The sequence below is a fragment of the Agaribacter marinus genome (genome assembly GCF_030160655.1).
In the GTDB taxonomy this organism is placed as follows: Bacteria; Pseudomonadota; Gammaproteobacteria; order Enterobacterales; family Alteromonadaceae; genus Glaciecola; species Glaciecola marina.
Map to the genome: position 1 here is coordinate 227,593 of NZ_BSOT01000006.1, position 25,821 is coordinate 253,413.

Genomic DNA, 25,821 nt, shown 5'->3' on the forward strand with positions numbered 1-25,821 from the left:
AGTTGACAATGATTCCAGTAGATGAATTTTGGCAGTATTCCATCAATACATACAGGAAAAAAGACGTAAAGCGTGCGTGTTTAATCTTACAGGATGAGTTAAATGCCAACGTAAATGTACTGTTGTTTTGTATGTATCTTGCAGACAAAAAAACGGCAATTTCTGCCGAGGCTTTACAATATCTTCAGCACCTTATTCAAGCATCTGATGATCAAATTAAAGCACATCGTGAAAAACGTAAAGCGTTGAAAACAATGGGTGGCGATCTCTACAAAAAAGCACTGGACGAAGAGCTAAAAATGGAACGCGCAATACAAGATATTTTGTTGGAAGCGTTCTCCTCTGCTGAATTGCCTATGAGAAATACGGATTCTTTTTCGCAGGCTATAAAAGGCTATTTATTGTCGTTTGACAAGACATTGGTATTCGAGAGTACTCATATTCATGCTATTAACACCTTAGCGGCAAATATCTGATGGTAACGCGTTACGGTAGGTTGTCAGCTTCCACATTTACCGCTCCCTTCTGGGCGAAGAATCCGCATGTTCAAACAATTTGGCCGAAATTTTTTGCACCATCACCAAATATTCAGATCATTCCCGAGCGGGTGGCTACGCCAGATGGTGATTTTGTTGATTTAGCGTGGTACTTACCCAAACAACCAAAAGCTATCGCGCTTGTGTTTCATGGGTTAGAAGGATCGATTAACTCGCATTACGTAAGGCAGTTGTTTGCATATTTGTATCAGCACAATATTGGTGCTGTGCTGATGCACTTTCGTGGGTGTAGTGGTGAAATGAATTTGACGCACAGAGCTTATCATTCTGGCGATACTGGGGACGCCGGATACATTATTAAGCGCATAAAACAGCGGTATCCAACAAGATCATTGTTTTGTGTTGGCTATTCACTTGGTGGCAATGTATTGCTGAAGTTGTTGGCAGAACAGCACAACGAGAACCAAGCATATGTCAACGCGGCTATTGCAGTATCTGCACCGATCGATCTTCATGCCTCGGCAGAGGCAATTAATTTTGGCTTTTCGAAGTATTATCAGGCACATTTACTCCGTAGTATGAAGGCAAACATACTCAATAAGATCAAACATATCGATATGACACGATTCATTGACGTGTCGGCAAAAGACATTGCGACGTTTTCGTCTTTTCGCGAATTTGATGAACATATTACGGCCAAATTGCATGGTTTCAAGGGGGCTGATGATTATTATACCCAATGCAGTGCAATAACGACCTTGCGTGACATAAATACGCCAACACTTATACTGCATGCGCGTGATGACCCGTTTATGGATGCGCGGGTGATACCTCAAGCTGAAGAACTTTCGCCAAGTGTCGCCTATGAAATAAGCGAGTTTGGTGGGCATGTGGGCTTTATTCAAGGAAACCCCGTAAAACCCAACTTATGGTTACCCAATAGAATTACGAAATTTATTAGCGAACATTTATGATTATTCCTTACAAAGACCTCGAAAAAACCACACTAATAAATTTAATCGAAAGCTTTGTCCTCCGTGAGGGCACGGATTACGGGGATATAGAAAAAACGCTGAATGAAAAAGTAGATGACGTATATAAGCAACTGGAAGTTGGCGAGGTATTTATACAGTATTCAGAAGAGTTTGATTCCGTTAACATAGTATTTAAGGATCATTTACAAAAATAATCGGAATACTCAATGAAATACCGCAAGCTTGTGCCGAGTAAAAAAAGTAACAGTGTAAAGCCAAGTTCGTTTTTTTATGTACTTGTTTTTTTTCTGCTTGTTGCCTGCCAGCATTCATCTGAAACGACTACCGTCATGCAAAAAAAACAGCCGTTGATTAGCGCTCAGTGGGAGCAGGTTGCACAACTTAGCGATCCTGTGCCTCGCCATGAAGCGAGTTTGGTTGCTCACGACAATAAACTTTATTTACTTGGTGGGCGCAGAGTAAACCCTACGGACGTGTTTGATCCCAATACTAATCGCTGGGAATCGAGAGCAAAACCGCCCCTAGAGATCCATCATTTCCAAGCGGCTGCTTATGGGGATGATATATACATTTTGGGTGCTTTTACCGGGGGATTTCCAAACGAACAGCCCATCGACCGTGTGATCAAATATACACCAGAAACTGATACCTTTCATGACGCACATGTTATTCCAGAAGACCGTCGACGTGGCGGCGCAGCGACGGCGGTTTACCAAGGAAAAATTTATGTTATTGGTGGTATTACCGAAGGCCATATGCGAGGCACAAATGCTTGGTTTGATTCATATGATCCTAAAACGGGAGAATGGCAACGCTTAGCCGATGCGCCACATGGAAGAGACCATACTCAGGCCGCAGTATATGATCACAAATTGTATTTATTGGGTGGCAGAAAATCCTCATTCGCGACAAAGCAGGTGTTTGAGTTAACAACGCCATATGTCGATGTGTATGATTTTAGAACGCAGCAATGGAGCACATTACCAAAAGGTCTGAATATTCCTCTGCAAAGCGCAGGCAATATGGCTATTGCGACATCGCAAGGCGTACTCGTTGGCGGCGGGGAGAGCGGTATACAAGGGATTGCGCACAATGAGGTGTACCTCTTTGTACCCGAGACTCAAGTCTGGCAGAAAGTGTCTTCCTTGAACTTAGGGCGGCATGGTTCGGGCTTTGCCATGCTCAATCATGATGGTGTTGATTATGTTTACACTGTCTCTGGGAGTGGTAATCGTGGTGGTGGGCCAGAGTTGGTCTCTACTGAAAGACTTGCCTTGCCTAAACAAAACATAGAAGCAAGTGCATTCGTGACAGGGGTTTACGAGCCGATCACCTTGGATTTCATTGGCCAAGACACCAGTGAAATGGACAACAATAACCCTTTTATAAACAACCACTTATCGGTTATTTTTACGCATCTTGAAAGTGGTAAAAAACATAGAATAAAGGGGTATTTTGCTGCGGACGGAGATGCCGCAAATACGTCCGCTAGCAAAGGGCATGTTTGGCGAGCACATTTTACGCCTGACCAACTCGGTAGTTGGTCCTATGACGCCAAACTACATTATGGTGAGCATGTTGCACTTGATATATCGAAATCAAAAGGCAACATATCAATTACAAATGGCACTGGTAACATAGACGTCGTTGCTAATCGCTGCAAAGCCCCCGACTTTTGTGCTTTAGGTAAAATATCTATCGTCGACGGCTACTTTTATGCTGATAATCAAGATAAACATTGGTTGAAAGGCGGCACGAATAGTCCTGAAAACTTATTGGGCTTTGAAGGTTTTGATGGTACCTATCGCTTACAATCTCAAACAAGGCAGTATGAAGCATCCGTAAATACGCAACTCCATGAATTTAAACCACATAGTAATGATTGGCAAATTGGTGATCCTGTATGGCAACAAGAGAAAGGTAAAAATCTAATTGGTTTGATTAATTACCTTGAGAGCGCATCGCTTAATTCAGCATACTTTTTAAGTTTTAATATTAATGGTGACGGGAATGACGTGTGGCCGCACGTGTCGCCTGATCACATGACTCGATTTGATGTGAGTAAGTTAGATCAATGGCGGATCGTGTTCGAACACATGCAACGTAAAGGGGTAATGGTGCATGTGGTATTGCAAGAAACCGAAAATGAAACTTTGCTTGATAATGGCAATACTGGATTAACGCGTCAGCTGTATCTATCTGAAATGATTGCGCGCTTTGCTCATCTAAATGGCATCATTTGGAATTTAGGTGAAGAAAATGGTCCCACGCATTGGTCGCCGGTTGGACAGAGCCATGCGCAACGCAAAGCAATGTTTAATTATCTACATGAGCATGACCCTTATGGTCGACCAACAATCATTCATACCCATTCAACAAGCAAAGAGAAACACGATATTTTACCTCCCCTACTGGCTGATGAAAGTGTAGATGGTTTGTCATTCCAAGTTGATCAGCCCAAATTAGTCAATGAGCAACTGGTTGAATGGAAGGCTATCAGTCAAGCATCTGGATTGCCATGGCTGATTACAATGGATGAAGTGGGTTTATGGAAGGACGGTGCGCGACCTGATAGTGTGGATGCCTCTCACGATATTATTCGATTTCATACGCTATGGGGCAGTTTGATGGCTGGTGGTGCGGGTGTAGAGTGGTACTTTGGTGCTCATCATCCTCACAATGATTTAAGTGCTGAAGATCTTCGTAGTCGCACGAATATTTGGAAACAAACACGCATTGCTTTGGATTTTTTCGAAAATCAACTCGCCTATTGGCAAATGAAGCCCTTGAACCAATTAGTTATCTCAAACAATAGTTATGCCTTCGGTAACCTGCATTCAAAAATGGTCGTTTACGTCGCAAAAAATAGTCAGGTGAAAGTTGATCTTTCGGATACTAAGATGTCATACATTGCTTGGTTTAACCCTATTGAAGGTGGATTTCACGTGCAGCGCACTAGTTTACAAAACGTCAATAAGGCAAACACATCGCTAAGGCCCCCTTCAAAAGCTCATGATTGGGTAGCCTTGATTTATTAGTCATAAAATATGTTAAGAGTGAACAAAGGTTTACTAAGTCTTTCCAAGCGAGATGGCTATAACGTTTGTTCACAACCGCTAAGTACTCGATTCTTACCTTCTGCTTTGGCTCTGTACATTGCTCGGTCTGCGCGTTCAATCATCACGTCTAAAGTATCAGCGTATTGTCTAGACGCATAGATACCGAAACTAGCCGTTGCTTTGACGTTAACAGACTCGTTAATATGAATCTCCAAACGCTCAATCGCTAGTCGGGCTGCCTCTGCTAATTCTTTCGCTTCTTCCCCATCAGTATCGGGTAGAATGAAGGCAAATTCTTCTCCACCCCATCGAACCACTAAGTCTTGTTTTTTCACAACACTAGAGAAACAATCAGAAATTGTTTTAAGTACCTGATCGCCTGCCATATGCCCATAGGTATCATTTATGCGTTTGAAATGGTCTAAGTCAGTCACTACTACAGCAATTTGTCTATTGCGTTTGCGCATTCTATTGAAGAACATGCGGCCATACTTACGGTTGGATAGTCCAGTTAAAGGGTCTTGATTCATGTTAGAACTGACTTTGTCGATATAGGCATCCACTATCCGGTAAAGGATTTTGTAAGCAAATAAAATCAATACCATGCCAAGCGCAACGTAGATAGCAAATGATTGATTCACTTCTTGTTGGCGGCTATTGAGTGGCGTAAGAATGTATAGACTCCAATTGAGATTTTCCAAATTTAATCTCGATACCAATAAGTCACCTTCTTCGGCTTCAACAATAACGCTTGGTTCTACGGTATCTTTTGATTTTTCAGTAAATTCATCGTACCAATAGAGTTCAGGCAATTGCTTGATACCAATTCCTGACGTTGCCGTTTCTGCCTGCGCAGGAGAGAGTTCGGAAATGGAGGAAAGCACAATCTCATCGCGATTATTAACAAATACAAATTCATGTCCATACTCGCCGCGAAAACGTTCGAATGACTCTAGAAAGTCAGATAACGATTTACCTACACCAGCGAAGCCGATAAATTTCCCATCGTCGTCATATTGACGAACATCAATGTATAAGTGAACATCTTCTCGTTGACCAAGTACGGCTTGTATTTCCGAATCCGTCTCATCTTTCAAGGCGAAATACCAGATTATCTGACCTTCTATCAGGTCGAACACTCTACCATCGGAGTTAAATTGTTTTCTTGATTTGTCGTGTGCTAAGTAAAATTGGAAACCAAATGCATCTTGATAGCCTTTTAGCTGTGTAACTAAGGCATCTTTGTCAGGCTCTTCGCTTCTAAAGTATTGGTCGTACACGCCAATTTCACCGAGTGTTTTTGCAATATGTAAGGGTTCAGTGAGCTCATTTTCGATAAGCGCAAATACAGGTGATATAGATTGCTGATGTTGTTGGCTTTGCTTACCTGCTAAGTCATTAATTGTGGCGTAACCTGATATTACTAAGACAAGAAATACCGCTACACCTAGCGCAAGAAACAGGTTCTTTTGATTTTGATTTGCTGCCACTGTTAACCTCTATCCACTTGAATCTTAAGAGCTAGTATTTTCCTTACTGTTTAGTAAATTCAATACTAAACGTCAGTGGAATTGTACTAGATATCTGAGCCAATTTGGCAATTTCTCGCAGCGCTTCAATACCAGTACCTAAGTCGAACTGAGCAGCATTTAATACTGTGGGCTTTAAGGTGGTTGCAGATATATTCCCATTGTTTAACCTCACTATTAGCACCTCAAAACTTACTTTTTGAGAAATACCACTAATAGTTAAGTCACCCTCAACTGTAACCCGTTTGGCTGTACCTACTGGATGTGTCAACAAAGCCTTATCTACGTTTGCAGTATATGTTGCTGTTGCATGTTCGCTTACGTTGAAGAGCATATTTTGCATACGCTCGTTGCGTATCGGTATTAGTGTGTTCACTGAGCTTAAATCAATATCAATTTGCAAGTGACCTGAAGCACTGAGTGTACCGCTGATACTATCGAAGGTATGAGTTTCAGTAATATTGATATTCTTAGTCGATAAAAAATATAATGAACTAGCGTTTTCATCGAGTAAGTAATTGGCATGTGCTTGACCCGCCAAACAAAAGGTTAGCAAGGTGCTAATAATAATTGATGAAGCTAATGTGAATTGCTTATATAGTGTTAGTTTCATTGCCTAACTGTCCTTGTGTAAACGTTTAAAACGAAGGCTACGAATCACTTTCGTCTGTTGAATAATATTGCACAATGCTTCGCCAATCAACACGACTATCGCCTAAGACAACAAAATCAGGATTGTCTACCGATTCTCTTAGGTTATAAGTGATTTCGTTAAAATCGGCCGCGCAAATTTCGCCACCAGCTTCATTTATAATGCATTGAGAAGCGCCAGTATCCCATTCTCCTGTTTTGCCTAAACGCATGAATACGTCTGCTTTACCTTCAGCAATGAAGCAGGCTTTGAGGGAGCAGCTGCCTGTAGGTAAGGTTTGGTATTCGCGTTTTGAGGTAAGACGATTGAGTACGCGTTCTCTGGATTGTCTGCGACTAATAGCAATGACCACAACATCTTCACTGGGGACAGAAAATTTCCGCACATTAATTGGCTTAGTTTCGATTGGACAACGTTTATATGCGCCTTCGTTGTGGCTAGCAAAATAAAGTGACTGACCACAGGGCCAGTAAATAACGCCAATTACGGGTTTGTTGTCTTCAATTAGTGCTATATTTACTGTGAAATCTCCCGAACGCGCAATAAATTCTTGCGTGCCATCAATGGGGTCAATTAACCAATACCGTCGCCAATTTTCGCGTTCCAAAAGCGGTGGAATCGTTGTCTCTTCAGACATAATTGGAATTTTAGGTGTTAGCCGTTTGAGCGCTTCAACGATAATTTCATTTGCGCGATAATCTGCACTAGTGACCGGGGATTCGTCATCTTTTTCATAGGCCTCAAAGTCACCTTTGTCGTATATATCGAGTACTTCCTTACCCGCTTGAACAGCGATGTCTTTCGCTATTTCTAATAACTCGGCGATTGGTTTTGACATCATTTGCTATCTCTCCATCGTTGTAATAAGAGTAATGCAGCTACACTGCGGGCTTCCCCAAAATCTTCTCTATCTAATAGTTCGTCAATATTGTCGATTGGCCAGGGGATCACGTCCAAAGGCTCAGGCTCATCACCTTCAAGGCTAGCCGGATGCAGATCTTGAGCGATAAGAATATGCATGGATGCGTTAAAAAACGTCGGGGCCATCTGCACTGTCTGCAATCTTAACAAGTGTTTCGCTGAATATCCTACTTCCTCTTGAAGTTCTCGGTTAGCCGCGATTTCTGGGGTTTCATTCGGGTCGATTAACCCTTTTGGAAATCCTAATTGATATGAATGAGTGCCTGCGGCATATTCTTTAATCAGCAGCATAGTATTGTTGTCGAGTAAGGGAATAATCATTACCGCCCCTCTGCCGCTGCCAGCCATTCGCTCGAAGGTGCGCTTTTCGCCATTGCTAAACTCTAAGTCGACTTCTTCTATGCAAAACAATCTACTTTTGGCAACGTTTCGACGGGCATGTATTACCGGTAAGGTTTTTGGTTGATTCGATTTACTCATTGAGCCGATACAAGATACACTTAGTTAGATTAAAATTTTGTAAATTCTGTTTTGGCTACAGTAGCATAAGGAAGCTCGATTGACACGATTACCCTGGCATAATATAGAAACAGTTTTGTTGGATATGGATGGTACTTTGCTTGATTTACATTTCGACAATCAGTTTTGGCTAGAGTTAATTCCGCAGAAGCTTGCTATACGCAGCGGAAAGTCAATAGAGATATGTAAACAAGAACTTGAAGCGCTTTATGCAAAGGTACATGGGCAACTTGAGTGGTATTGCCTTGACTATTGGGCGAAAACGCTTGATCTCGATATTGTCGCGGCAAAACAGGAACTAAAGCATCTTATTGAGATGCGAAAAGATACCATTCCGTTTTTAGTCGCATTGAGGCAATCTGGGCGACAAGTGATATTGGTAACAAACGCACATCCAGAAAGTTTACGTTTAAAAGTGGAGCAAACGCAGTTAGATCAATATGTCGATATGTTAATTTCAAGCCATGAATTTGGCGTCAGTAAAGAGTCTCAGTCTTTTTGGCAAAAATTACATAACAAGCTATTGTTTCGTCCAGAACATACCTTGTTTGTGGATGACAGTGAACGCATTTTGGATGCGGCAAGTGAGTATGGTATTAAATACACGCTTGGCATTACTAATCCAGATAGCAAAAAAGACGAAAACGTTATGTCACGTCATTTACATATTAATGACTATGCGCTAATAGCTGATTCGATCATTAGTGATAACTTCGTCGGTGCGTCAAAATAAGAAAGTAAACTCGATATATAGATGAGCGAATAGTGGAAAAACTGAGAGTCATTGTGGGTTCCAAGAATCCCGTTAAAATTAATGCAGCCTTAACTGCTTTCCAGGCGATGTTTCCTGGTAATGAGGTGTTAGTTGAAGGTGCTGATGCGCCTTCTAGTGTACCTGATCAGCCAATGAATTTTGAAGAGACTCGCGACGGCGCCAAAAACCGCGTTGAGTATTTAATCCACCATCAGGCAATGGTGGCTGAGGTCAAAGAACGAAACAATGAACTAAAGAATTTTTACATCGCCTATGAAGGCGGTGTTGATGTTTTTGATGAAGGGCCAAGAACCTTTGCTGTTATTTGTATTTCTGACGAACGCACCATGTGTTTTGGGCAAACAGCAACCATGCCTATTCCTTTATCGGTATACCAAAAGTTATTGCAAGGTGAAGAGTTAGGCGGTGCAATGGATGGTCTTTTTAATACCGTGAATATAAAACAAAAGGGGGGAGCAATAGGTCAATTAACAAATGGGCTAGAAACAAGGCAGTCGGTTTATACCAGCGCAACTATTCTCGCTTTAGCCCCATATGTATATTCAGATTTATTTGAAGTGAGCTAACTTAGACTCAGTAGTGTAGTAAGGCTTAGACAATTCATATCGATTTTTACCGCTTTTTTTACATTCATATAAAACTCGGTCGGCGGCTTGAAAGGCATCGAATGAATCTGATTTAGTATCTGGATACATTATCGACATGCCCATACTCAAGGTTAGCTTATATTCACCCTGCGCGTTCTTTTGGGGAGGGATTAGTGCAACACTGTCTAATATTGATTGGCATTTAGTTTCAGCAGCACAAGGTTCAAAATCACTAAAAATGAGGGCAAATTCGTCGCCACCTATTCTTGCTACCATATCGCCGGGCCGATGAATACTATTGCGCAAAATACCTGCAACCGTTGTTAGGCATTGGTCGCCAACACTGTGCCCCAAATTATCATTAATTACTTTAAAGTCGTCTAAATCAACAATTAGTAACGCAAGTGGTTGGTGATAACGCGTGCATCTTGCCCATTCTCGCTGCAGGGTCTCGTTAAACTTGCGTCTATTAGCCACTAGGGTGAGTGGATCTTGATAGGCAAGTCGTTCTAGCGCACGAGTTTGTCTATTTAAGCTTAGATGTGTGGCTATTCTTGCTTTGAGTTCGGTTTGCCTAATGGGCTTAACCAAATAATCAACACAGCCAACGTTAAACCCCTTCGCCATGTCTTCTGCACTCTCATTTCCTGAGATAAATATAATGGGAATATCATGGGTGACTGCATCGGCTTTTAGCATTGAACACAGTTGATACCCGTTGCACTTTGGCATAACGATATCCATCAAAATGATGTCAGGTTGTGGAAATTGATGGCACAACTTATATGCATCGTCAGTATTGCAAGCAAAACTGACTTCATAGTCGGCGTGAAGGGTCGAGCGAATCGTCATGATTTGGCTCGCTTCATCATCAATAATGAGAACTCGAGCTCTTTGAACTGCTTCCTGCGGTATATCCATATGAAATACCTCTTTGATTAATAGAAAGTTCAGTATCGAATCGGCATGATTAACGCAAACTGAAGAAAAAAACAACAGTTTTTGTGTAAAACTAGCCTAAAGTATAATTTGTTAAGTTTAAAAGTTAATTTGATAAAAGCCTTGTTGGTCTGGTTGACCAAAGAAATTAGCGGCTTGTTTTATTTCTGATGGAAGTGAATCATCGGGTTTAAACTTGCCCGAAACTTTGTAGCTACCCGTTGTTGTGAGGGATAGACTCGCATCAAGGTTCAGAATGTTTTTGTTATTCATAGTAATCACGTATGCGTTTTCTACACAGCTTAGGTTTGCATCAAAGCTGCCTAAGTTAGTTACTTTGCCATTAGAGCTAATAGCTGCATTCTGCCAGCTGCCTGTGCCTGTTAACTCGATACAGTTTGGACTAGCGTCAAGATGCTGGATGTTGGCTCTTACACGACCCTCTGCAGTAATAAATACAGGTAGCTGTACTTGCGCTAAAAGTGTTTTTACCGGTATGTAAGTTTGTAAATTTTGTATATTGAGATCATTTGTATCTAAGAGGTTAATTGTTATGTCACCGGCGACATACGTTTGAGCCATGTCACGTAAATTACCACCAGTAATGTCGACATTTGCTGAAAGTAATAGTAGCTTTAACGGCGAAAGTTCCCATTTTACGTTGTTAATGTTAATACCGTTTACTATGACTTGGTCCGCACCTCCAGAAAAGAACGTACCATTTGGCGTGCTAAAAAGGACTTTATTTTGGCTGTTTTTTTGAATGGCATTGGTAAGCAAACTTGCGGGCGCATAAATTACCAAACCAAGCACATATATTAAGACACAAAATAATATCCACTGCCAAACTCTCATTAACTCTTTCCTAATTGAAGGCGACGAACTTGAACTATTCCTGGGTTATCGGTTTCGCTGATATCTGATTGAATAATTGTAACGCCTTGTTTTTCAAGCGTATCTAACCAACGTAATAAGTTATTAAATGGCACTGCATCTATCCATACTTGCAGACCTTCGCCTTGGGGCTGCATACGCGAAACTGAAATATTGGCGCCGCGAGTCGTTTGATTTACAAGCTGAGTAAGTGAACCTGAAAAGCGCTTTGCTTGTCCACTTTGTTTCAATAGCTGAGCGCGAGAAGCCCGTTCTTGTATCCATACGTTGAGTGCTTTGGCATTCGACAATTGTGATTTATTTTCATCTATCGCCTGATTCAGTGGTGCCCATATGGCAAAGTAAAAAAGTGCGATAATACCTACGCCGCCACCGATTAAAACAATCAGTTTTTCGCGCTCAGAGAGTGACTTAAACCACTGGGAAACTGCGTTCATTTGATAATTATTCCTTTACGACTATGTATGCTTAACCTTTGACCACTATAACGCCAACAACTTGATCGCCTCTATTGTTGATGGCGCCTTGATCAACTTGCAAACCGAGTGATTGAATGTCGCGGCGGAAGCGTTCTAACGATTCAAAGTTATTGGCAACAGATTGCATACGCAGTTCCGTGCGGCTACTATCAAAGCGCAAAGTTTGTGGTGTAACGCCAGAATTACTAAACGCCCCGGACATTTTGGATAATAGTGCTAGCATACTAGCGCCTCCACCAGCACCTTCTAGACGCTGCATCTCTTGTTCTACTAAACGTTTTATGATTGACATACGCACACGCTGGATACCGGGAAAAGAGGCCTTAACTGTTTGTGATATTGATTGATCTACTTTTGCTTTTTCGCTTTTAAGATGGTTTAACTCAATCGTTTTACCGACTAAATTTGCCGACAATGCGAAAATGGCCAATACCGCTGCAATTCGCCATTTTTGCCAGAACGGATTAGATGCCGCTTTTACAGCAAAATCACCCTGGAATAGGTTTATATCTGCGCTAGATATTTGCTGTCGTAAACGTTCTAATGGCAACTCATCAAAGTTAAATTCGCTATTATCAGGCAGATCAGCGTTTTCTATTTCACTAAACGCATTTATTTGAATTTCGTCATTCGCCAATATCAGCGGCAGTAGCCAATCAACTTCGCCTTGAAGTGCTTCATATTCAGAGGTTTTAACTAGCAGCGAATTGCCAAGCTGCAATAAGCTGACATGATTTTCCGATGGGGTCGGCAGTAATATTGCGTCTGGAATCAGCCGCTGACAAAAAATGCCGGCGTCTTTGAGCGTTTCTTGCCAATCTATGAGTTTTTGCTTTTCTATTACCGCGACCTGCTGACGTTCTCCTTCACGCTTTCCGAGCGCAACATGTTGTTCGGATACGTCGGCACAAATATTTTCTTCCAACATATATGGAATCGCGCTCAGTACCTTTCTATTTGCATTTTTAGGTATAGTGACGGTGGTTAGCAATACGTCGGAGGCGGGCGCTAAGGCAATCACTGTAGATTCTGTCGCGTGTTCTTGCAAGCTACTTAGTTGACTGTCGTTACTGAGTTCGCCAGAGGCAATGATCTCACCTTCTGTTGTGGAATATAACATCCAATGGATAGGCAAATCGGCATGACTAGCCAATCGAATCACTAGTTGTTGCATTTGTTAGATCCCTCCAAACTCTCTACTCACGGTCGTTATAGCGGTATTATCGTCATTCACTTTAAACACGGTTACCATGCTAAATTGAGTGCCGTTATCAAAGGCACTTTGTGTTGATAATTTAAAATATTTTGTTGTTACATCGAACCAGTTAGTTTGCGCAGGCCGTAAACTTAATGCTCGCACTTCTGGCAAGTCTAAAAAATTTTCTTTCTCAGTAAAACCTTCTTCAGGCCGTGTTGAAATAATCTGAGCGGCATCTTCATTGGATATTCCGAGTAAAGCGGCGAGCACTATAGCAGATTCTTCCGTTACTGTATTGACATTGAGTTTGAAATTTCTTTCAGGTACAACGCATAGTTGGGGCAATAAATGTTTTAGCCATCCTTGTTTCATAGCGTCTTCAATGCCATTGATGAGTCTAATTTCGGAGATATTTGCAAACATACTATTTGCAGCCAAATATGGTTGAGGCAAAGATTCGTAATTTGCGTCTTCTGCACCAAAGTCAGATTGGAAGTCGTCTTCATCAATCCAGTCAATGATTGAATCTCGCAAAGTGTCAACAACATAAGAATCTTCAATGTAGTGTGTCAGTATATTACCTAATGCATCTTTTGCAGCTTGTGTAACGGTTTTTATTGAATCACTGCTATTGTTTTCAGGCGCTTGGGTATTGTTGGTTTGATTTTCTGTGTTTTCGGCGTCATTGCTATTGGCGTCGTCCCTGTTGTTTTGTTGCGAGGTATCTGGAGTATCGCTCGCCGTAGGCAGCACGCCATTTAAGTTAAAGCACGCTTGTAAATCCGTAATTTTTGCCTTAATTACTCCGCCATCTATGGGGTATTCGAATTGTTTTGCCCATGGTTGACTTAAGTTGATGTTATCTGGCGTTAAAGACATAAGTTCAAGTAAAGACTGTTTAGCGAATTGCTCAGCACCTAAGGCATACCAATACGCTTGATTATTATTCTTGATATTGCTTGTTCTAGCTACGTTAAGTTGCAGCCGAGAGGTCATTTGCGTTGCCATAATACTAATTAAAGCGACAATCAGCATCACGACTATCAATGCCACGCCACGTTGTTTGCTTTTAGCTCTTGATAGTGTCATTAAGGGGCCACTTGAAACATGCGAATAATGGTACCGTAGGCGTCTGTTTCTAAGGTGATTTTAATTGCAATTGGTAGGCTTGTTTTTTCGATTTTCTCGACAAAATCAAGTTCGTCATTTGTGAATTCAAACGCGGCTTCTACTTGAAAATCTGTCACACCTTCATATAGCACTCTCACCTTAGGTTCGGTACCAATGACTGAATCTACGTGGTTAGTATGCAAACGTTGCAGCTGTTTATCTTGCAAACGGTAAACTACATTTTGCAAAGTACTCCTTGGCAGTATAAATTGTGGATTATGCCAACCATTGCGAACAAAACCGATGGCATCCTCATCACTTTCGAATTCAAAGTTGCCGCCTTTAATGACAAAGGGTTCTCCCTCTTGCCCTGACACTTTTGGTGCGCGTGCCACCATTTGTAAAAAATCGCGCTCCATTATCAGCATTGTGCGTTGTATTGCCTGCAGATCTTTTAGGGCTATTTGAGAATTGTCATTGCTTGACTTAATCGTTGTGAATACAGCCCCTGTCGCTAATGCAATCATTGAAAAAATAGCGATTGCAATGATTAACTCAATCAGGGTAAAACCATGCTTGTGAGTTCTCTGTAGCGCGAAATTAGTCTCCATACTTAAATGCTTTCTTTTACGACAAAGGTTGATACAGAGGTAATGGCATCTTGCCGTTGCGCGTCATCAAATACTGTGACCGTGACTTGGCTTAAGCCATTTGTGGGTGTTTTAGAGACAGTTTGCAACCAGTACCAAGTGCGTTCATTCATTTTGGATTCGCCGGACAGGTTGTTTTTTACTGGCCACTGTCGTTTACTGAGTAATACAGCTTCGGTAATTTGATTGTTGGCAACCCATGTGGCTACGGTCGTATTTTTGAGTAAAGATACAGAACTTAAATGTTCGCTGGCGGCTTTAACAATTGCGCCACCCGCTATAGCAAAGATGGCTACTGCGACCATAACCTCTAGCAGTGTAAAGCCACGTTGTTTGGTTGGCCCAATAAAAAATGTCATAGGGGTTCTGGCCCTATTTTATTCACAGGGATGGTTTCTTCACCCTGTAGTGCGTAATAGAAGGGGTCGATACTGTTATCTATGCCATTATATGTAAATTTTAGTTCGAACGGGGTCAACTCGCCGCTCGACAGGATTAATATTTGAGGCGGTGGCGGGGGGATGTCTTCTTCATCGCCAATTTGAACGCTATCCTCGCTTACACTAAGATTTTCGTCAAAAATTTCCCTATCAAATAACTCATCTTCTTGCTGCCATGGAAGATTGTCTAACAGCAATTCTACTTGAATATCCTCAGGCAGCTCGCGCATTCTAAAGTACTTGTTATCCGAGATAGGCAACCATTTATCATTTTGTAAGCTAACAAATTCATAGGTTTGGCGATCGATATCAATGCGTAAGCCCATTTGTAATTGATTTAGAATAGCGAAATCACTGGCCAAATCGATAAGGACTTGTAACCTTGAAGCTTCTTCGCCGATTTCTTCTGTAATGTCTTTGGAAAATCCACGAAAACTTATTACCGACACAATCAGCCCAAGTAAAAAAACCACCACGATAATTTCGAGTAAAGAGAATCCTGATTGCCTTTTCATTGGACGTGAGTAGTGCATTTAGTTTGCCCTATTGAAGATACTCGTTCACATTCCAAGTACCAATGTCGTCCTCAGTGCCATCGACGCGGTCTGGTCCAAAAGAGTAAATATCATATTTATCTACTTGGCCAGGATTTAGTAAGACGTATTCATTTCCCCAAGGATCTAGCGGCAGGCGTTTGATAATACCGTCTTCAGGGTAATTTTTTGGAATCGGATCAATGGTTGGGATAGATATCAGTGCTTCCAAGCCTTGTTCTGTCGTTGGCATCAAATTAGTACGTAATTGGTACATTTCTAATGAGCTTTCTAATTGTTGTATATCGACGGCCGCTTTTTTAATAGATGCAGCATCTTTATTGCCCAAAATTTGCGGTGCGACGACAGCCGCCATAATACCGATGATAAAAAGTACAACCATGATTTCTATAAGTGAGAAACCTGCCTGTGAGCGATGATTTTTATTTAGACGATTCATATATTTACCCGACAAGGTTATTAAGTGCCAAAATTGGTAACAGGATTGCCATTACAATAAACAAAACTATTCCGGCCATAGATATAATCAACAAAGGCTCAAATAGTTTGAGTGACATATTTACTGTTGCTTCAAATTGTGTTTCTTGATTATCTGCGGCGCGTTTTAGCATTTGCTGAAGCTCACCTGACTTTTCACCGGACGCTATCATATGTAACATCATCGGTGGAAATACTTTAGTCTGTGCTAACGCAGCACGCAAACTGCTGCCTTCTTTTACTTTACCTGCAGCTTCGCTAATCTGTTTCTTTAAGTATTTATTTGCGAGTACGTCACCAGAAATTTTCATTGCTTCTAATAAGGGGACTGCGCTTGCAGACAATATACTGAGTGTTTGAGCAAATCTAGCGGTATTAGTTCCACGAGATAAGCGACCAATGAAAGGTAAATTGAGTATCCGCTTATGCCATGCCAGTTTCATATGCGGAAGTTTAAGCATACGATTAAATGCAAACATTAAAATAACGAACAAAATGCCTGCGTAAATACCGTAATCCCTCACCCAATCAGATATGCCAATAAGTATCCTTGTCATTAAAGGAAGCGTTTGCTCCATGTTGTCGAATTGACCAACAATCTCAGGTACGACGACAGTGAGTAGCATCACCACAACACTGATTGCGACAAACACCATGACTAAAGGATACACCAGCGCTTGCGTGACTTGGCTCGCAGTTTGGTGGCGTTTCTCGGTATAGTCTGCAAGACGACTTAATACTGTATCTAGATGGCCCGACTTTTCTCCTGCAGCGACCATGGCGCAATATAGTTCATCGAAAACGTAGGGAAAGTCGGCTAAGGCGACCGCGAAAGAATGCCCCTCTACGACTTTACTTCTTACTGCCATCATCATATTTTTTTGATTGGGCTTTTCACATTGCTCCGCAACGGCTAGCAAGGCTTCTTCAATAGGCAATGCCGCTTCTATTAAGGTGGCAATCTGCCGTGTAATCAACGCTAAATCGTTAACTGATATTTTGCGTTTAAACAGGCCTGAAAAAGACTTTTTTGCATTAACTTTTTCGGCGACGGTATTGACTTCAATAGGAATTAGGTCGCGCTCTCGCAACTGTTGACGAACCTGTCTAGGCGTATCGGCTTCAATTACGCCCGATTGATTTTTCCCTTTACTATTTACTGCCTTGTACGCAAACGCTGCCATTACTCTTCTCGCGTTACTCGCAATACTTCCTCAAGAGAAGTTTCTCCTGCAAGTACTTTATCTGTGCCGTCCTGCCTAATCGACGGTGTAAACTCGCGGACATACTTTTCAACGGCTTGCTCACCTTTGCTTTCATGCATCATTTCACGTACTTTTTCATCAACGATCAGTTGCTCATGAATGCCGGTCCTGCCTTTGTAGCCTGTATGATTACACTCGGGACAGCCAACAGGGCCATAAATTTTGATATCTTCTGAATCTGATACACCTAATGCTTCTCGCTCTTTTGGTGTTGGCTTATGCGCTTGTTTACATTTGTCGCAAAGTGTTCGAACTAAGCGCTGCGACAAGACAGACAATAAACTAGAAGAAAGTAAGAAAGGTTCTATTCCCATATCTTCTAAACGAGTAATTGCACCTGCTGCCGTATTGGTATGCAAAGTAGATAATACTAAGTGGCCGGTTAAACTGGCTTGAACCGCTATTTGTGCTGTCTCTATGTCACGAATTTCACCAATCATTACAACGTCAGGATCTTGGCGTAAGATAGCGCGGAGACCACGTGCAAACGTCATGTCAACTTTTGGGTTTACTTGGGTTTGCCCGATGCCAGCAATATCAAATTCGATTGGATCTTCAACAGTAAGAATATTTCGATCTTTAGAATTAATTTCAGTTAAGCCAGCATAAAGCGTCGTACTCTTACCTGAACCTGTTGGGCCGGTAACCAGAATAATACCGTGCGGTTTACGAATTAAATTGGCAAAATGTTCTCGGTTGGCTTCTGTCATCCCCAAATCTTCAAGATTTAGGCGTGCGTTATTCTTGTCTAGCAAACGCATTACGACACGCTCGCCATGAGAAGATGGCATGGTTGAAACACGCACATCTACCGCCCGTCCACCAATACGTAAACTAATGCGTCCGTCTTGTGGGACGCGTTTCTCAGCGATATCTAATTTTGCCATTACTTTAATACGCGAGACCAACATTGACGCCATTTTTCGATGTGGCTTCAGAATTTCTCGTAGTACGCCATCCACTCGAAAACGAACAATGAGCTTGTTTTCAAAAGTTTCAATATGTATATCTGAAGCGCCTTCCTTGATAGCCTCGCCTAACATGGCATTGATAAGCTTTATTATTGGTGCATCGTCTTCACTATCGAGTAAGTCTTCTGTGTCGGGCAAGTCTTCGGCAAGCGCAAATAAATCGCTTTCGTTACCCAGATCTTCCATCAATTGTTGCGCCTGAGACGAGTCTCGTTGAAACGATACAGTTAGTAGTTGCTCAAAGGTGTCTTCATCAATTTTTTTAAGGGTAAAAGGTTTCCCTAAAAAGCGTCTAACTTCCGCTAATGCAGACAGTGAGGTGAGTTCTGTATAATTTAACGTGAGGGGTTCCGTCGAAATATCGGAGAGTACTTGATTCCGTTTGGCAAAGCCAAACGGAATTTGATAGTCCAATACAAGGTCTTCACCTAACGCAAGATTGTCAGTTACTGCTGAATCTACCGCTGTATCCACTAATGACTCATTGTCTAAAGGTAGATGTGAGCTTCCAGCTTCGTTAACCATTACTGTTCCTCTTCGTCTTTCTCTAGCAAATACTCTTCAAAAGAGGGAGGGAGGACTAATTTATCATCCCATGCAGGCAAATCTGGACCTTCAGTAAATGGCATTAAAGCAACACCTTCTGCTTGACGCTTCAGTTGTTGCACACGCATAAAGTTATATTTGCGATGACTAATATTGTTCATTGTGGCAGCGTCACGCACAATTGTTGGGCGTAAAAATACCATCAAGTTACGTTTACGCTTAGCGGTGCTTGTACTTTTAAATAAGTGTCCTAAGATCGGAATATCACCTAATAGAGGTACTTTGGAAACGGATTCTTGTACATCTTCATCAATCAAGCCGCCAAGCACAATTGTGCCGCCATCATCGACAATAACGGTAGTTTTGATTTCACGTTTGTTGATAGTGATATCGACCGATGTTGCGCCGCTTACGCTCGAGACTTCTTGTTCAATCGTTAGTTGTACTGCGTCACCTTCGTTAATTTGTGGCGTGACTTTTAACTTGATACCCACTTCTTGACGGTCGACCTGTTGAAATGGGTTTGCATTGTTTGAACCGGTCGTAGAACCCGTAATGATTGGTACGTCTTGACCAACAATAAAAAATGCTTCTTCATTGTCCATCGTGGTTAGATGTGGTGTGGCTAAAATATTTGAGTTGGTATCACTGCTGACCGCTTGCACGACTGCGCCCCAACCATTATCTACAACACCCGCGATTAAACCGCTCGCCCCACCAAGTAATTGTGCTAGCGGAGTTAGATTTCCTTCAATTGTTTCGTTCGTTTGTACTGGCACGCCGTTAGCTGAAGTGGTTGATCTTGTTACTGTTCTATCTTCTGCCTGCCTAAGCGCAACACCTAAACCGCCAACAGGCACCACGCCATTATTGAATTGAGTGCCACCGCCGCTTTCAGATACAAACTGCACGCCAAGCTGCACACCGTCGCTTTCGAATACTTCGACGATAATGGCTTCAACTTGCACTTGTGCTCGTCTAACATCTAATTGGCGGATGACCGCTTCTAACGAGCGCATCATGTCCGGTTCGGCTGTAATAACCAACGAGTTGCTGTCTTCGTGTGAATCGATACTTACGTCACGTGTGCTATTTCGGCTAGAGCGACGTTGCTGCTGATTAGTATTTGCTTGCCCTTCGGCTTGAATGGTAGCACTGACGCCTTGTAATACATTGACCAAATCTTCGGCTTTTGCATAATTTAAAAAGATAACGCGTGTGTTACCACTGGTTTCTAATTCTTGATCCATACGCCTGATCAGGTTAATCATGCGTTGGCGAGCTTTCACGTCTCCACTAATGATGACGCTGTTAGTTCTATCATCGGCTACTAGTCTCGGGCCTGATTTACCGCCCGTGGGTTGTTTACCTTGTGTTTGATTAATACTGTCGATAATCCGCACCATCTCAGAGGCAGACGCATACTTAAGTTTGATAACCTCGACTTCTTCGTCGCCAGCTTGGTCAACACGCTGGATGATTTCTGCTAAGCGATTAACCACTGCTGCACGGCCAGTTAACATCATGACATTTGATGGTTCATGCGCTACTACATTACCGCCACCAGAGGCGTCATTCAGTTGACGAAGAATAGGTGCAAGTTCACGCACAGGTACGTTGTATACGGGAAGTACACGAGTGATCATTTCGTCACCATCAAAACGTGTCCCTTCTACCACCGGAATGTTGGATGATTTTGCATCTTTAGAGCGGACGACTTTGAGAATACCATTTGGCATTTCAACAACGGCATAATCGTAGACTTGTAACACATTGAGAAAAAATTGGTAATACTGATCTTCAGTCATTAGGTCGTAGCTACGTACACTAATTTTGCCTCGAACATTAGGATCGACAACGATGGTCTTCTTCAAATTTTTACCAACGGTGTTAATAAACTCCGTTATTTCAGTATTTTTGAAATTTGGTTGATATTCAGATGCGTTAGCAAATACGCTCGCTGACAATATCACTAACGCCAATAAACTCCGTTTTGTCATAATTTTCCTATTACCAACTCTGGTAACTTGTATTTTGCTTAATAAATTATTCATATGTCTCTGGGGATCTCGATAGAGAGCGAAATAGGCTCATTGTTGCGCAATAACACTAAATCAAGCTCTTCAGCTTCTTGCAATATTCTTAATGCTTCAAGTGCCTGTTGAGGATTTGACAAATCTCTACCATTTAGTTCGGTTAGTACATCACCATTTTTAAGGCCTACACTGTTAAAAAAGGCCGGTTTCTTACCTGGCGCCACTTTATAGCCAATAATACCGAGTTCGTTTTTTGCTGGTGTTAAGCGAATAAAGTCAGCGAATGATTCAGGGTTTTGGAACACTTGTTGTCTTATTTCTTGCGCTTCTTGTTGGGATACTTCTCGTGTTGGCTGTGGACCGACATTCACTGGGTTTCGACTAACGTTTGGCCCTTGTCTTTCGCGCTGACGATTGGCTTCATCAAAATCTAAACCTTCCATCATCAGTGTTTCACGCGTGAGTCTGTTTTTGATGATTACTCTGTCGCTGAATATTTCTACCAGTGTAACACTCGTACCTTCAATCTTGTCGCCTATACCATAGGTTTGCTGCGTATTCCTGTAGGCAATAACGGCGACCCCACCATTTTCTTCAGAGCTTGCTACCACGCCCGATAGTGTCAAATTGAGCTTTGTCTCCGGGGCTTCAGTTATTTGTTCTTCTTGTACTTGTGGCGCGGCCGCTGTATCACCAAATAAATTCAATGAAACTATTGCATCTAGGTTGGTTTTTACTTGTGCTGACCCGATATTACTTTGGTTCAGCGTTTGCGTGTTCTGGCCAGCGACAGACGTGTTATTGTCGTTGGGTAATAAAGACCACGTGAGTTTTGCCGCCCATAAAAGAAGGTATACACTTAGCAGCATAACAATTACAAGTATCAGCTTGGTGTCATGCCGCTGATAAAATTGTTGTATTGGGGTAACAAACTGCGTGTTAATAAGATGTCTCGCTAGGATAAAGTTGGCTTTCTAGTTCAATCTGCCATCATAGCTAGACATTGGCTTATGAACAATAGGTTAATGCAATTGTGATGAAACTTTAACATTTATTGGAGGTTATTTAGCCAATGGGCAATCAGAAACATACCTCTGGAAGCAAAGACGCGCCGACATCGCCAGTAGTTAGACTCGATAAATGGATATGGGCTGCGCGTTTCTGTAAAACAAGGGCCATTGCGCGCGATTGGGTGCAAGCCGGTAAAGTGAATTACAATGGGCAACGCAGTAAGCCGAGTAAAATTGTAGAGTTAGGGGCGATTATCAAAGTCCCCGCTGGATTTGATCATAAGACGATTGAAATACTTGCGTTGTCAGATAAACGTGTAAGTGCAAGTTTGGCACAAGGCTTATACAAAGAAACAGACGAAAGCATTGCGTTACGAGAAAAAAACAAACAAGCGAGGCAATTGAGTGCTTTTCATAGCCCGAAGCCGGATCATCGACCTGACAAAAAACAGCGTCGACAAATAATTAAGATTAAACATCAGGATTAGGAGTGGCGCTATTTTGGCAAAAGCTAATTATGATTGCCTACAACGATGTGCCAGAACTAAGATAAGGTCAAATTCATGAGTGACAAATTAACCCGATTTTTATTTGATGCCTATGCGATACGCGGGGAAGTCGTTAAATTAAATACCGCTTATCAAGGAATACTGTCTTCCTATGATTATCCGCCTAGAATAGCTATTTTACTTGGTGAATTAATGGCGGCAACATCACTCTTAACAGCCACCTTGAAATTTGAAGGTGAAATTGCCTTACAAATACAAAGTGAAGGTCTGGTTAAGTACGCAGTGATTAATGGTACCCACGATCAAAAATTACGAGGTGTAGCCCGTTGGGATGAGTCAGTCAGTGATTTTCCAGAAAACTTTAGTGACCTTTTTAAAAAAGGGGTATTAGCTATTACAATTACGCCAACAGAAGGCGAGCGTTATCAAGGTATAGTTGGCCTAAATAATGAAAGTCTAGCGAAGTGTTTAGAGGACTATTTTTATCAATCAGAGCAGTTACCTACAAGTGTGAACCTATTCGCTTCGGTTGACGAAAAAAATGGGGCTTGCGCAAGCGGTTTATTGCTACAAGTATTGCCTACCTCCAGTGAAACCTCACAAGCTGAAGATAACCCCGATTTTGAACACATAAGAACATTAGGGAATACTATTACCGAAGAGGAACTAAAAACACTCGACGAGATAGATGTGTTGCATCGCCTATATCACGAAGAAAAGGTAAGACTATTAGCATCATCCGATGTGGTATTTGAGTGTGATTGTTCAAAAACACGCAGCGCAAATGCGCTTAGAAATGTAGCCAAGGCTGAACTCTTAAATATTGTTGCTGAGGAAGGTATGGTAAAAATGAATTGTCAATTTTGTCATGCTGAATATGCATTTGACGCTGTTGATATAGAAAATATTCATGCGGATAACTTTCAAACGTTAGCTGCTGGTGATAGTCAATCGAGACATTAAGCGTATGCTATGTGGCTCAGCGTTGGCCGAGCCATTCACTATACGCGTAGATTGCTAATTGTATATGTTGACGACTAGATATCTTCCGCAAATACGACAGGTGCATTTTCACCATCGGCGTATACCAAGTACGAATGCCCAGGTGTGCCTATTTGGCATAAATTGACGACTAAATTATTTATCATTAAATCATCGCACCCTTGGATGTTTATCGGGGAAGTGGGTTCACCGACTTCAGTCCTTACTGCTAGCTGATTGTTGCCTGTGTACATTACATTTAAACGTTGGTTCGCAAATATTCTTACTCTGTATTCTCCTGGGCTTGAAATGGTGCTTCTATCAAAAGCAGAAACATTTATTCTATTCCCGCTTTGCCATGCAAGTACCCAATATTGAAAGCCGTCGTCAGCAAAAAATTCATCTCTAGACTTTTTAACTTTTGTGTTTACATCTTCTATCGATACTTCAGTGTTTGAATATGGATGTAACCATTTGTATCTTGTGACATTGGAGTGTTGATCTACCTGTAAGTCTCTTACTTTAAAGTCGTTATTAAACACGTCTCTACGAAAACGTTCATTTTTAATGAAAAAACTGACATCTGTGTCGGTGACATTTGCATACACAATATCTGCTGAACGATCGGTTTTCACCTGTTCAACAATTTTATCCGTTAATTTATCTCCATCTCCGCATCCATTTAGTAGTGCTACACACCCAACAATCCATAGTTTTGTCATTACTCTTTTCATTTTGTTTTCCTTTCAGAGACTTTTGAATCTCTATTATCGCTGCCAGAGAACTTGAAAACTGTTTAATACTTGTAAGTTATTGTCTAAATCAGTGAGAACTTGTCTGAATGGTATGTATTTGCTTGCGGAGAGTAAGTTTCTGAGGATTTTTTTAGTACGTCTACAATTCTTCGTCGTCTATTTGTTTTCGCGGAGAATAAAACACTGGTAGTGTAAATCCTGCTTCTAAACCGCCGTCGACATGGTTTGAGAACTCCATTTGTCCGCCATGACTTTCTACTATTCGTTTTGTAATTGAGAGACCTAAACCTGAACCTTGCGTGCCTCTCGCCTTGTCACCCTGTTGGAATGGATTGAACAAGCTTTGCATCTGCGCGTCTTCAATACCAGAACCATAGTCTCGAACGGCAATATAAACAGTACGTGAACGTTGTGAATAGCGGGTTTTAATCGATATGTTGTCACTACCATACCGAAAAGCGTTTTCAATCAGGTTATCAATCACTCGTTTTATACCAATTATTCTGATGCGTATGATTGGGATATCTCGCAAGTCGAGCGTTATGTGTTTGTCTTCATGAATTTTTCTTGCATCCGCCAGTTCTACAATAAGATCATTTATCAGTGTTGGCGTTAGCTTCTCTTCTTGATCTTGCCGCGCATAGTCGATGAATTGATCAATGATGGCATTCATATCTTCGATATCGTGTTCTACGCCTTCTTTTATCCAATTTTGCTCCTCGGGTAACATCTCTGCGGATAAGCGAATTCGAGTTAACGGAGTGCGTAAGTCGTGAGAGATACCAGCAGTCATCAATACCCTGTCAGCTTCCAGTTGGCGAATACTCGCGGACATTTTATTGAAGGCTTGTGTCACGGCAATCATTTCTGAACTACCTTGTGCTGGTAAGGGGTCTGGAAAATTGCCATGGCCGACGTTAACCGCGGCTTTTTGTAACGCTTGTAATGGTTTATTTAAGCGCCTTACATACAACCAGCCGCCCAAAACACTTAGTCCGCCAATAACGATGAAGTACATACTCAAGGGGGAAATATCATTTTCAGAGATGCCATCTAAGGGGACTGATATCCATAGATCGTCATTTGTATTGGGTTTAATCCAAACAACGTAGTTTTCACCTGGCTTCACACGCACTTCAATATCTCTGGCTAAACGCTTTGATACTTCTTGTGACATGTATTCATAATACGTCGCGTTATTTAAACCTGCATGCATGGCGCTTATTTGATCATGGAATTTGACGCCAGTAATTAATTGGAGGCGCAACTTCTCGTCTTCACTGAGCGTATTGTCGCCACTAATGAAAAGCGTCGATAGCTGATTAGAGACAAGGGTGTTAATTTGTGTGTAACTTGGGTTGATAAAATAATATGTAACAGATAAGTACGAGACAAGTTGGTTGATAAGCAACAAACCACCGATAAGCAAGGCGGTTTGTGCAAAGGTGCTTTTGGGTATTAATGGCATGGCTT

27 protein-coding genes are annotated in these 25,821 nt (G+C 41.7%); 8 read left to right on the forward strand and 19 right to left on the reverse strand.

Features of this window, described 5'->3' with window-relative positions:
* Positions 1-8 precede the first annotated feature (8 nt).
* Genes QQK00_RS11860 through QQK00_RS11875 form a run of 4 tightly spaced genes read left to right on the forward strand, consistent with a single transcriptional unit; the run spans position 9 to position 4,530 of the window.
* Entirely contained in the window at positions 9-476 is a 468-nt protein-coding gene (locus tag QQK00_RS11860; protein ID WP_284217793.1) for a TIGR02444 family protein, read from the forward strand.
* Complete coding sequence (locus QQK00_RS11865; RefSeq protein WP_284217794.1) at positions 476-1,471, forward strand: hydrolase; 996 nt, start codon at positions 476-478, stop codon at positions 1,469-1,471. Before QQK00_RS11860 ends, QQK00_RS11865 begins: the two co-directional genes overlap by 1 nt.
* A complete protein-coding gene (locus QQK00_RS11870) occupies positions 1,468-1,686 on the forward strand; it encodes a YheU family protein (RefSeq protein WP_284217795.1) in 219 nt (72 codons plus the stop codon). The genes QQK00_RS11865 and QQK00_RS11870 overlap by 4 nt, the downstream gene beginning before the upstream one ends.
* A gap of 12 nt (positions 1,687-1,698) precedes the next feature.
* Entirely contained in the window at positions 1,699-4,530 is a 2,832-nt protein-coding gene (locus QQK00_RS11875; protein ID WP_284217796.1) for a Kelch repeat-containing protein, read from the forward strand.
* Positions 4,531-4,586: 56 nt separating this feature from the next.
* On the opposite strand, the gene QQK00_RS11880 is transcribed toward QQK00_RS11875, so the two are convergent.
* The 4 genes from QQK00_RS11880 to nudE are packed head-to-tail and all read right to left on the reverse strand — an operon-like array spanning position 4,587 to position 8,133.
* Entirely contained in the window at positions 4,587-6,041 is a 1,455-nt protein-coding gene (locus QQK00_RS11880; RefSeq protein ID WP_284217797.1) for a sensor domain-containing diguanylate cyclase, read from the reverse strand.
* Between the two features lie 43 nt (positions 6,042-6,084).
* Positions 6,085-6,693, reverse strand: coding sequence for a YceI family protein (locus QQK00_RS11885; RefSeq protein ID WP_284217798.1), 609 nt, complete (start codon positions 6,691-6,693; stop codon positions 6,085-6,087).
* A gap of 37 nt (positions 6,694-6,730) precedes the next feature.
* On the reverse strand, positions 6,731-7,573 hold the full coding sequence (gene cysQ / locus QQK00_RS11890; protein ID WP_284217799.1) for a 3'(2'),5'-bisphosphate nucleotidase CysQ: 843 nt from the start codon (positions 7,571-7,573) through the stop codon (positions 6,731-6,733).
* Positions 7,570-8,133 carry an ADP compounds hydrolase NudE gene (nudE, locus tag QQK00_RS11895; protein WP_284217800.1) on the reverse strand — a complete coding sequence of 188 codons (564 nt, stop codon included), beginning with the start codon at positions 8,131-8,133 and terminating at the stop codon, positions 7,570-7,572. The genes cysQ and nudE overlap by 4 nt, the downstream gene beginning before the upstream one ends.
* 79 nt (positions 8,134-8,212) lie before the next feature.
* On the opposite strand from nudE, the gene yrfG reads away from it, so the two are divergent.
* The gene (gene yrfG, locus QQK00_RS11900; RefSeq protein ID WP_284217801.1) at positions 8,213-8,905 is read left to right on the forward strand and encodes a GMP/IMP nucleotidase; all 693 of its coding nucleotides are present in this window, start codon (positions 8,213-8,215) and stop codon (positions 8,903-8,905) included.
* Positions 8,906-8,937: 32 nt separating this feature from the next.
* Positions 8,938-9,513, forward strand: coding sequence for an inosine/xanthosine triphosphatase (yjjX, locus tag QQK00_RS11905; RefSeq protein ID WP_348521154.1), 576 nt, complete (start codon positions 8,938-8,940; stop codon positions 9,511-9,513).
* Here yjjX and QQK00_RS11910 read toward each other — a convergent pair.
* The 13 genes from QQK00_RS11910 to gspC all read right to left on the reverse strand — a co-directional run bounded on the left by QQK00_RS11910 (position 9,496) and on the right by gspC (position 21,962).
* Positions 9,496-10,455, reverse strand: coding sequence for a GGDEF domain-containing response regulator (locus tag QQK00_RS11910; protein ID WP_284217802.1), 960 nt, complete (start codon positions 10,453-10,455; stop codon positions 9,496-9,498). The two genes, yjjX and QQK00_RS11910, sit on opposite strands and share 18 nt — an antisense overlap.
* Positions 10,456-10,572: 117 nt before the next feature.
* Positions 10,573-11,328 carry a type II secretion system protein N gene (locus tag QQK00_RS11915; RefSeq protein ID WP_284217803.1) on the reverse strand — a complete coding sequence of 252 codons (756 nt, stop codon included), beginning with the start codon at positions 11,326-11,328 and terminating at the stop codon, positions 10,573-10,575.
* Positions 11,328-11,804 (reverse strand): type II secretion system protein M, encoded by a 477-nt coding sequence (locus QQK00_RS11920; RefSeq protein WP_284217804.1) that lies wholly within the window; start codon positions 11,802-11,804, stop codon positions 11,328-11,330. Before QQK00_RS11920 ends, QQK00_RS11915 begins: the two co-directional genes overlap by 1 nt.
* Before the next feature lie 31 nt (positions 11,805-11,835).
* Entirely contained in the window at positions 11,836-13,020 is a 1,185-nt protein-coding gene (gspL, locus tag QQK00_RS11925; protein WP_284217805.1) for a type II secretion system protein GspL, read from the reverse strand.
* A gap of 3 nt (positions 13,021-13,023) precedes the next feature.
* Positions 13,024-14,133 (reverse strand): type II secretion system minor pseudopilin GspK, encoded by a 1,110-nt coding sequence (gene gspK, locus QQK00_RS11930; protein ID WP_284217806.1) that lies wholly within the window; start codon positions 14,131-14,133, stop codon positions 13,024-13,026.
* Complete coding sequence (gspJ, locus tag QQK00_RS11935) at positions 14,133-14,765, reverse strand: type II secretion system minor pseudopilin GspJ (protein WP_284217807.1); 633 nt, start codon at positions 14,763-14,765, stop codon at positions 14,133-14,135. Before gspJ ends, gspK begins: the two co-directional genes overlap by 1 nt.
* A 2-nt stretch (positions 14,766-14,767) precedes the next feature.
* Entirely contained in the window at positions 14,768-15,163 is a 396-nt protein-coding gene (gene gspI, locus QQK00_RS11940; protein WP_284217808.1) for a type II secretion system minor pseudopilin GspI, read from the reverse strand.
* Positions 15,160-15,777 carry a type II secretion system minor pseudopilin GspH gene (gene gspH, locus QQK00_RS11945; protein WP_284217809.1) on the reverse strand — a complete coding sequence of 206 codons (618 nt, stop codon included), beginning with the start codon at positions 15,775-15,777 and terminating at the stop codon, positions 15,160-15,162. The genes gspI and gspH overlap by 4 nt, the downstream gene beginning before the upstream one ends.
* A gap of 10 nt (positions 15,778-15,787) precedes the next feature.
* Positions 15,788-16,237, reverse strand: a complete 450-nt coding sequence (gspG, locus tag QQK00_RS11950) for a type II secretion system major pseudopilin GspG (RefSeq protein WP_284217810.1) — start codon at positions 16,235-16,237, stop codon at positions 15,788-15,790.
* A gap of 4 nt (positions 16,238-16,241) precedes the next feature.
* Positions 16,242-17,459 (reverse strand): type II secretion system inner membrane protein GspF, encoded by a 1,218-nt coding sequence (gspF, locus tag QQK00_RS11955; RefSeq protein ID WP_284217811.1) that lies wholly within the window; start codon positions 17,457-17,459, stop codon positions 16,242-16,244.
* Positions 17,459-19,036: a type II secretion system ATPase GspE gene (gene gspE, locus QQK00_RS11960; protein ID WP_284217812.1), complete on the reverse strand. Its 1,578-nt coding sequence runs from the start codon at positions 19,034-19,036 to the stop codon at positions 17,459-17,461. Before gspE ends, gspF begins: the two co-directional genes overlap by 1 nt.
* The gene (gene gspD / locus QQK00_RS11965; protein ID WP_284217813.1) at positions 19,036-21,057 is read right to left on the reverse strand and encodes a type II secretion system secretin GspD; all 2,022 of its coding nucleotides are present in this window, start codon (positions 21,055-21,057) and stop codon (positions 19,036-19,038) included. Before gspD ends, gspE begins: the two co-directional genes overlap by 1 nt.
* 50 nt (positions 21,058-21,107) lie before the next feature.
* The gene (gene gspC / locus QQK00_RS11970) at positions 21,108-21,962 is read right to left on the reverse strand and encodes a type II secretion system protein GspC (RefSeq protein WP_284217814.1); all 855 of its coding nucleotides are present in this window, start codon (positions 21,960-21,962) and stop codon (positions 21,108-21,110) included.
* A 203-nt stretch (positions 21,963-22,165) separates the two neighbouring features.
* Here gspC and hslR point away from each other — a divergent pair, with 203 nt between their 5' ends.
* Both hslR and hslO read left to right on the forward strand, forming a co-directional pair.
* Entirely contained in the window at positions 22,166-22,591 is a 426-nt protein-coding gene (hslR, locus tag QQK00_RS11975) for a ribosome-associated heat shock protein Hsp15 (protein ID WP_284217815.1), read from the forward strand.
* 75 nt (positions 22,592-22,666) lie between these two features.
* Positions 22,667-23,575: an Hsp33 family molecular chaperone HslO gene (hslO, locus tag QQK00_RS11980; RefSeq protein WP_284217816.1), complete on the forward strand. Its 909-nt coding sequence runs from the start codon at positions 22,667-22,669 to the stop codon at positions 23,573-23,575.
* 74 nt (positions 23,576-23,649) lie between these two features.
* Here the strand turns inward: hslO and QQK00_RS11985 are convergent, their stop codons facing one another.
* Together QQK00_RS11985 and envZ are read right to left on the reverse strand one after the other, a co-directional pair.
* Complete coding sequence (locus QQK00_RS11985; RefSeq protein WP_284217817.1) at positions 23,650-24,327, reverse strand: hypothetical protein; 678 nt, start codon at positions 24,325-24,327, stop codon at positions 23,650-23,652.
* A gap of 160 nt (positions 24,328-24,487) precedes the next feature.
* Positions 24,488-25,816 (reverse strand): two-component system sensor histidine kinase EnvZ, encoded by a 1,329-nt coding sequence (gene envZ, locus QQK00_RS11990; RefSeq protein ID WP_284217818.1) that lies wholly within the window; start codon positions 25,814-25,816, stop codon positions 24,488-24,490.
* Positions 25,817-25,821 lie beyond the last annotated feature (5 nt).

Excerpts from the sequence above, each read along its gene's own strand:
- QQK00_RS11860 (WP_284217793.1), top strand. The coding sequence starts at position 9 with ATGATTCCAGTAGATGAATTTTGGCAGTATTCCATCAATACATACAGG.
- QQK00_RS11865 (WP_284217794.1), top strand. The coding sequence starts at position 476 with ATGGTAACGCGTTACGGTAGGTTGTCAGCTTCCACATTTACCGCTCCC.
- QQK00_RS11870 (WP_284217795.1), top strand. The coding sequence starts at position 1,468 with ATGATTATTCCTTACAAAGACCTCGAAAAAACCACACTAATAAATTTA.
- QQK00_RS11875 (WP_284217796.1), top strand. The coding sequence starts at position 1,699 with ATGAAATACCGCAAGCTTGTGCCGAGTAAAAAAAGTAACAGTGTAAAG.
- QQK00_RS11885 (WP_284217798.1), bottom strand. The coding sequence starts at position 6,693 with ATGAAACTAACACTATATAAGCAATTCACATTAGCTTCATCAATTATT.
- cysQ (WP_284217799.1), bottom strand. The coding sequence starts at position 7,573 with ATGATGTCAAAACCAATCGCCGAGTTATTAGAAATAGCGAAAGACATC.
- nudE (WP_284217800.1), bottom strand. The coding sequence starts at position 8,133 with ATGAGTAAATCGAATCAACCAAAAACCTTACCGGTAATACATGCCCGT.
- QQK00_RS11910 (WP_284217802.1), bottom strand. The coding sequence starts at position 10,455 with ATGGATATACCGCAGGAAGCAGTTCAAAGAGCTCGAGTTCTCATTATT.
- QQK00_RS11915 (WP_284217803.1), bottom strand. The coding sequence starts at position 11,328 with ATGAGAGTTTGGCAGTGGATATTATTTTGTGTCTTAATATATGTGCTT.
- QQK00_RS11920 (WP_284217804.1), bottom strand. The coding sequence starts at position 11,804 with ATGAACGCAGTTTCCCAGTGGTTTAAGTCACTCTCTGAGCGCGAAAAA.
- gspL (WP_284217805.1), bottom strand. The coding sequence starts at position 13,020 with ATGCAACAACTAGTGATTCGATTGGCTAGTCATGCCGATTTGCCTATC.
- gspK (WP_284217806.1), bottom strand. The coding sequence starts at position 14,133 with ATGACACTATCAAGAGCTAAAAGCAAACAACGTGGCGTGGCATTGATA.
- gspJ (WP_284217807.1), bottom strand. The coding sequence starts at position 14,765 with ATGGAGACTAATTTCGCGCTACAGAGAACTCACAAGCATGGTTTTACC.
- gspI (WP_284217808.1), bottom strand. The coding sequence starts at position 15,163 with ATGACATTTTTTATTGGGCCAACCAAACAACGTGGCTTTACACTGCTA.
- gspH (WP_284217809.1), bottom strand. The coding sequence starts at position 15,777 with ATGCACTACTCACGTCCAATGAAAAGGCAATCAGGATTCTCTTTACTC.
- gspG (WP_284217810.1), bottom strand. The coding sequence starts at position 16,237 with ATGAATCGTCTAAATAAAAATCATCGCTCACAGGCAGGTTTCTCACTT.
- gspF (WP_284217811.1), bottom strand. The coding sequence starts at position 17,459 with ATGGCAGCGTTTGCGTACAAGGCAGTAAATAGTAAAGGGAAAAATCAA.
- gspE (WP_284217812.1), bottom strand. The coding sequence starts at position 19,036 with ATGGTTAACGAAGCTGGAAGCTCACATCTACCTTTAGACAATGAGTCA.
- gspD (WP_284217813.1), bottom strand. The coding sequence starts at position 21,057 with ATGACAAAACGGAGTTTATTGGCGTTAGTGATATTGTCAGCGAGCGTA.
- gspC (WP_284217814.1), bottom strand. The coding sequence starts at position 21,962 with ATGCTGCTAAGTGTATACCTTCTTTTATGGGCGGCAAAACTCACGTGG.
- hslR (WP_284217815.1), top strand. The coding sequence starts at position 22,166 with ATGGGCAATCAGAAACATACCTCTGGAAGCAAAGACGCGCCGACATCG.
- hslO (WP_284217816.1), top strand. The coding sequence starts at position 22,667 with ATGAGTGACAAATTAACCCGATTTTTATTTGATGCCTATGCGATACGC.
- QQK00_RS11985 (WP_284217817.1), bottom strand. The coding sequence starts at position 24,327 with ATGAAAAGAGTAATGACAAAACTATGGATTGTTGGGTGTGTAGCACTA.
- envZ (WP_284217818.1), bottom strand. The coding sequence starts at position 25,816 with ATGCCATTAATACCCAAAAGCACCTTTGCACAAACCGCCTTGCTTATC.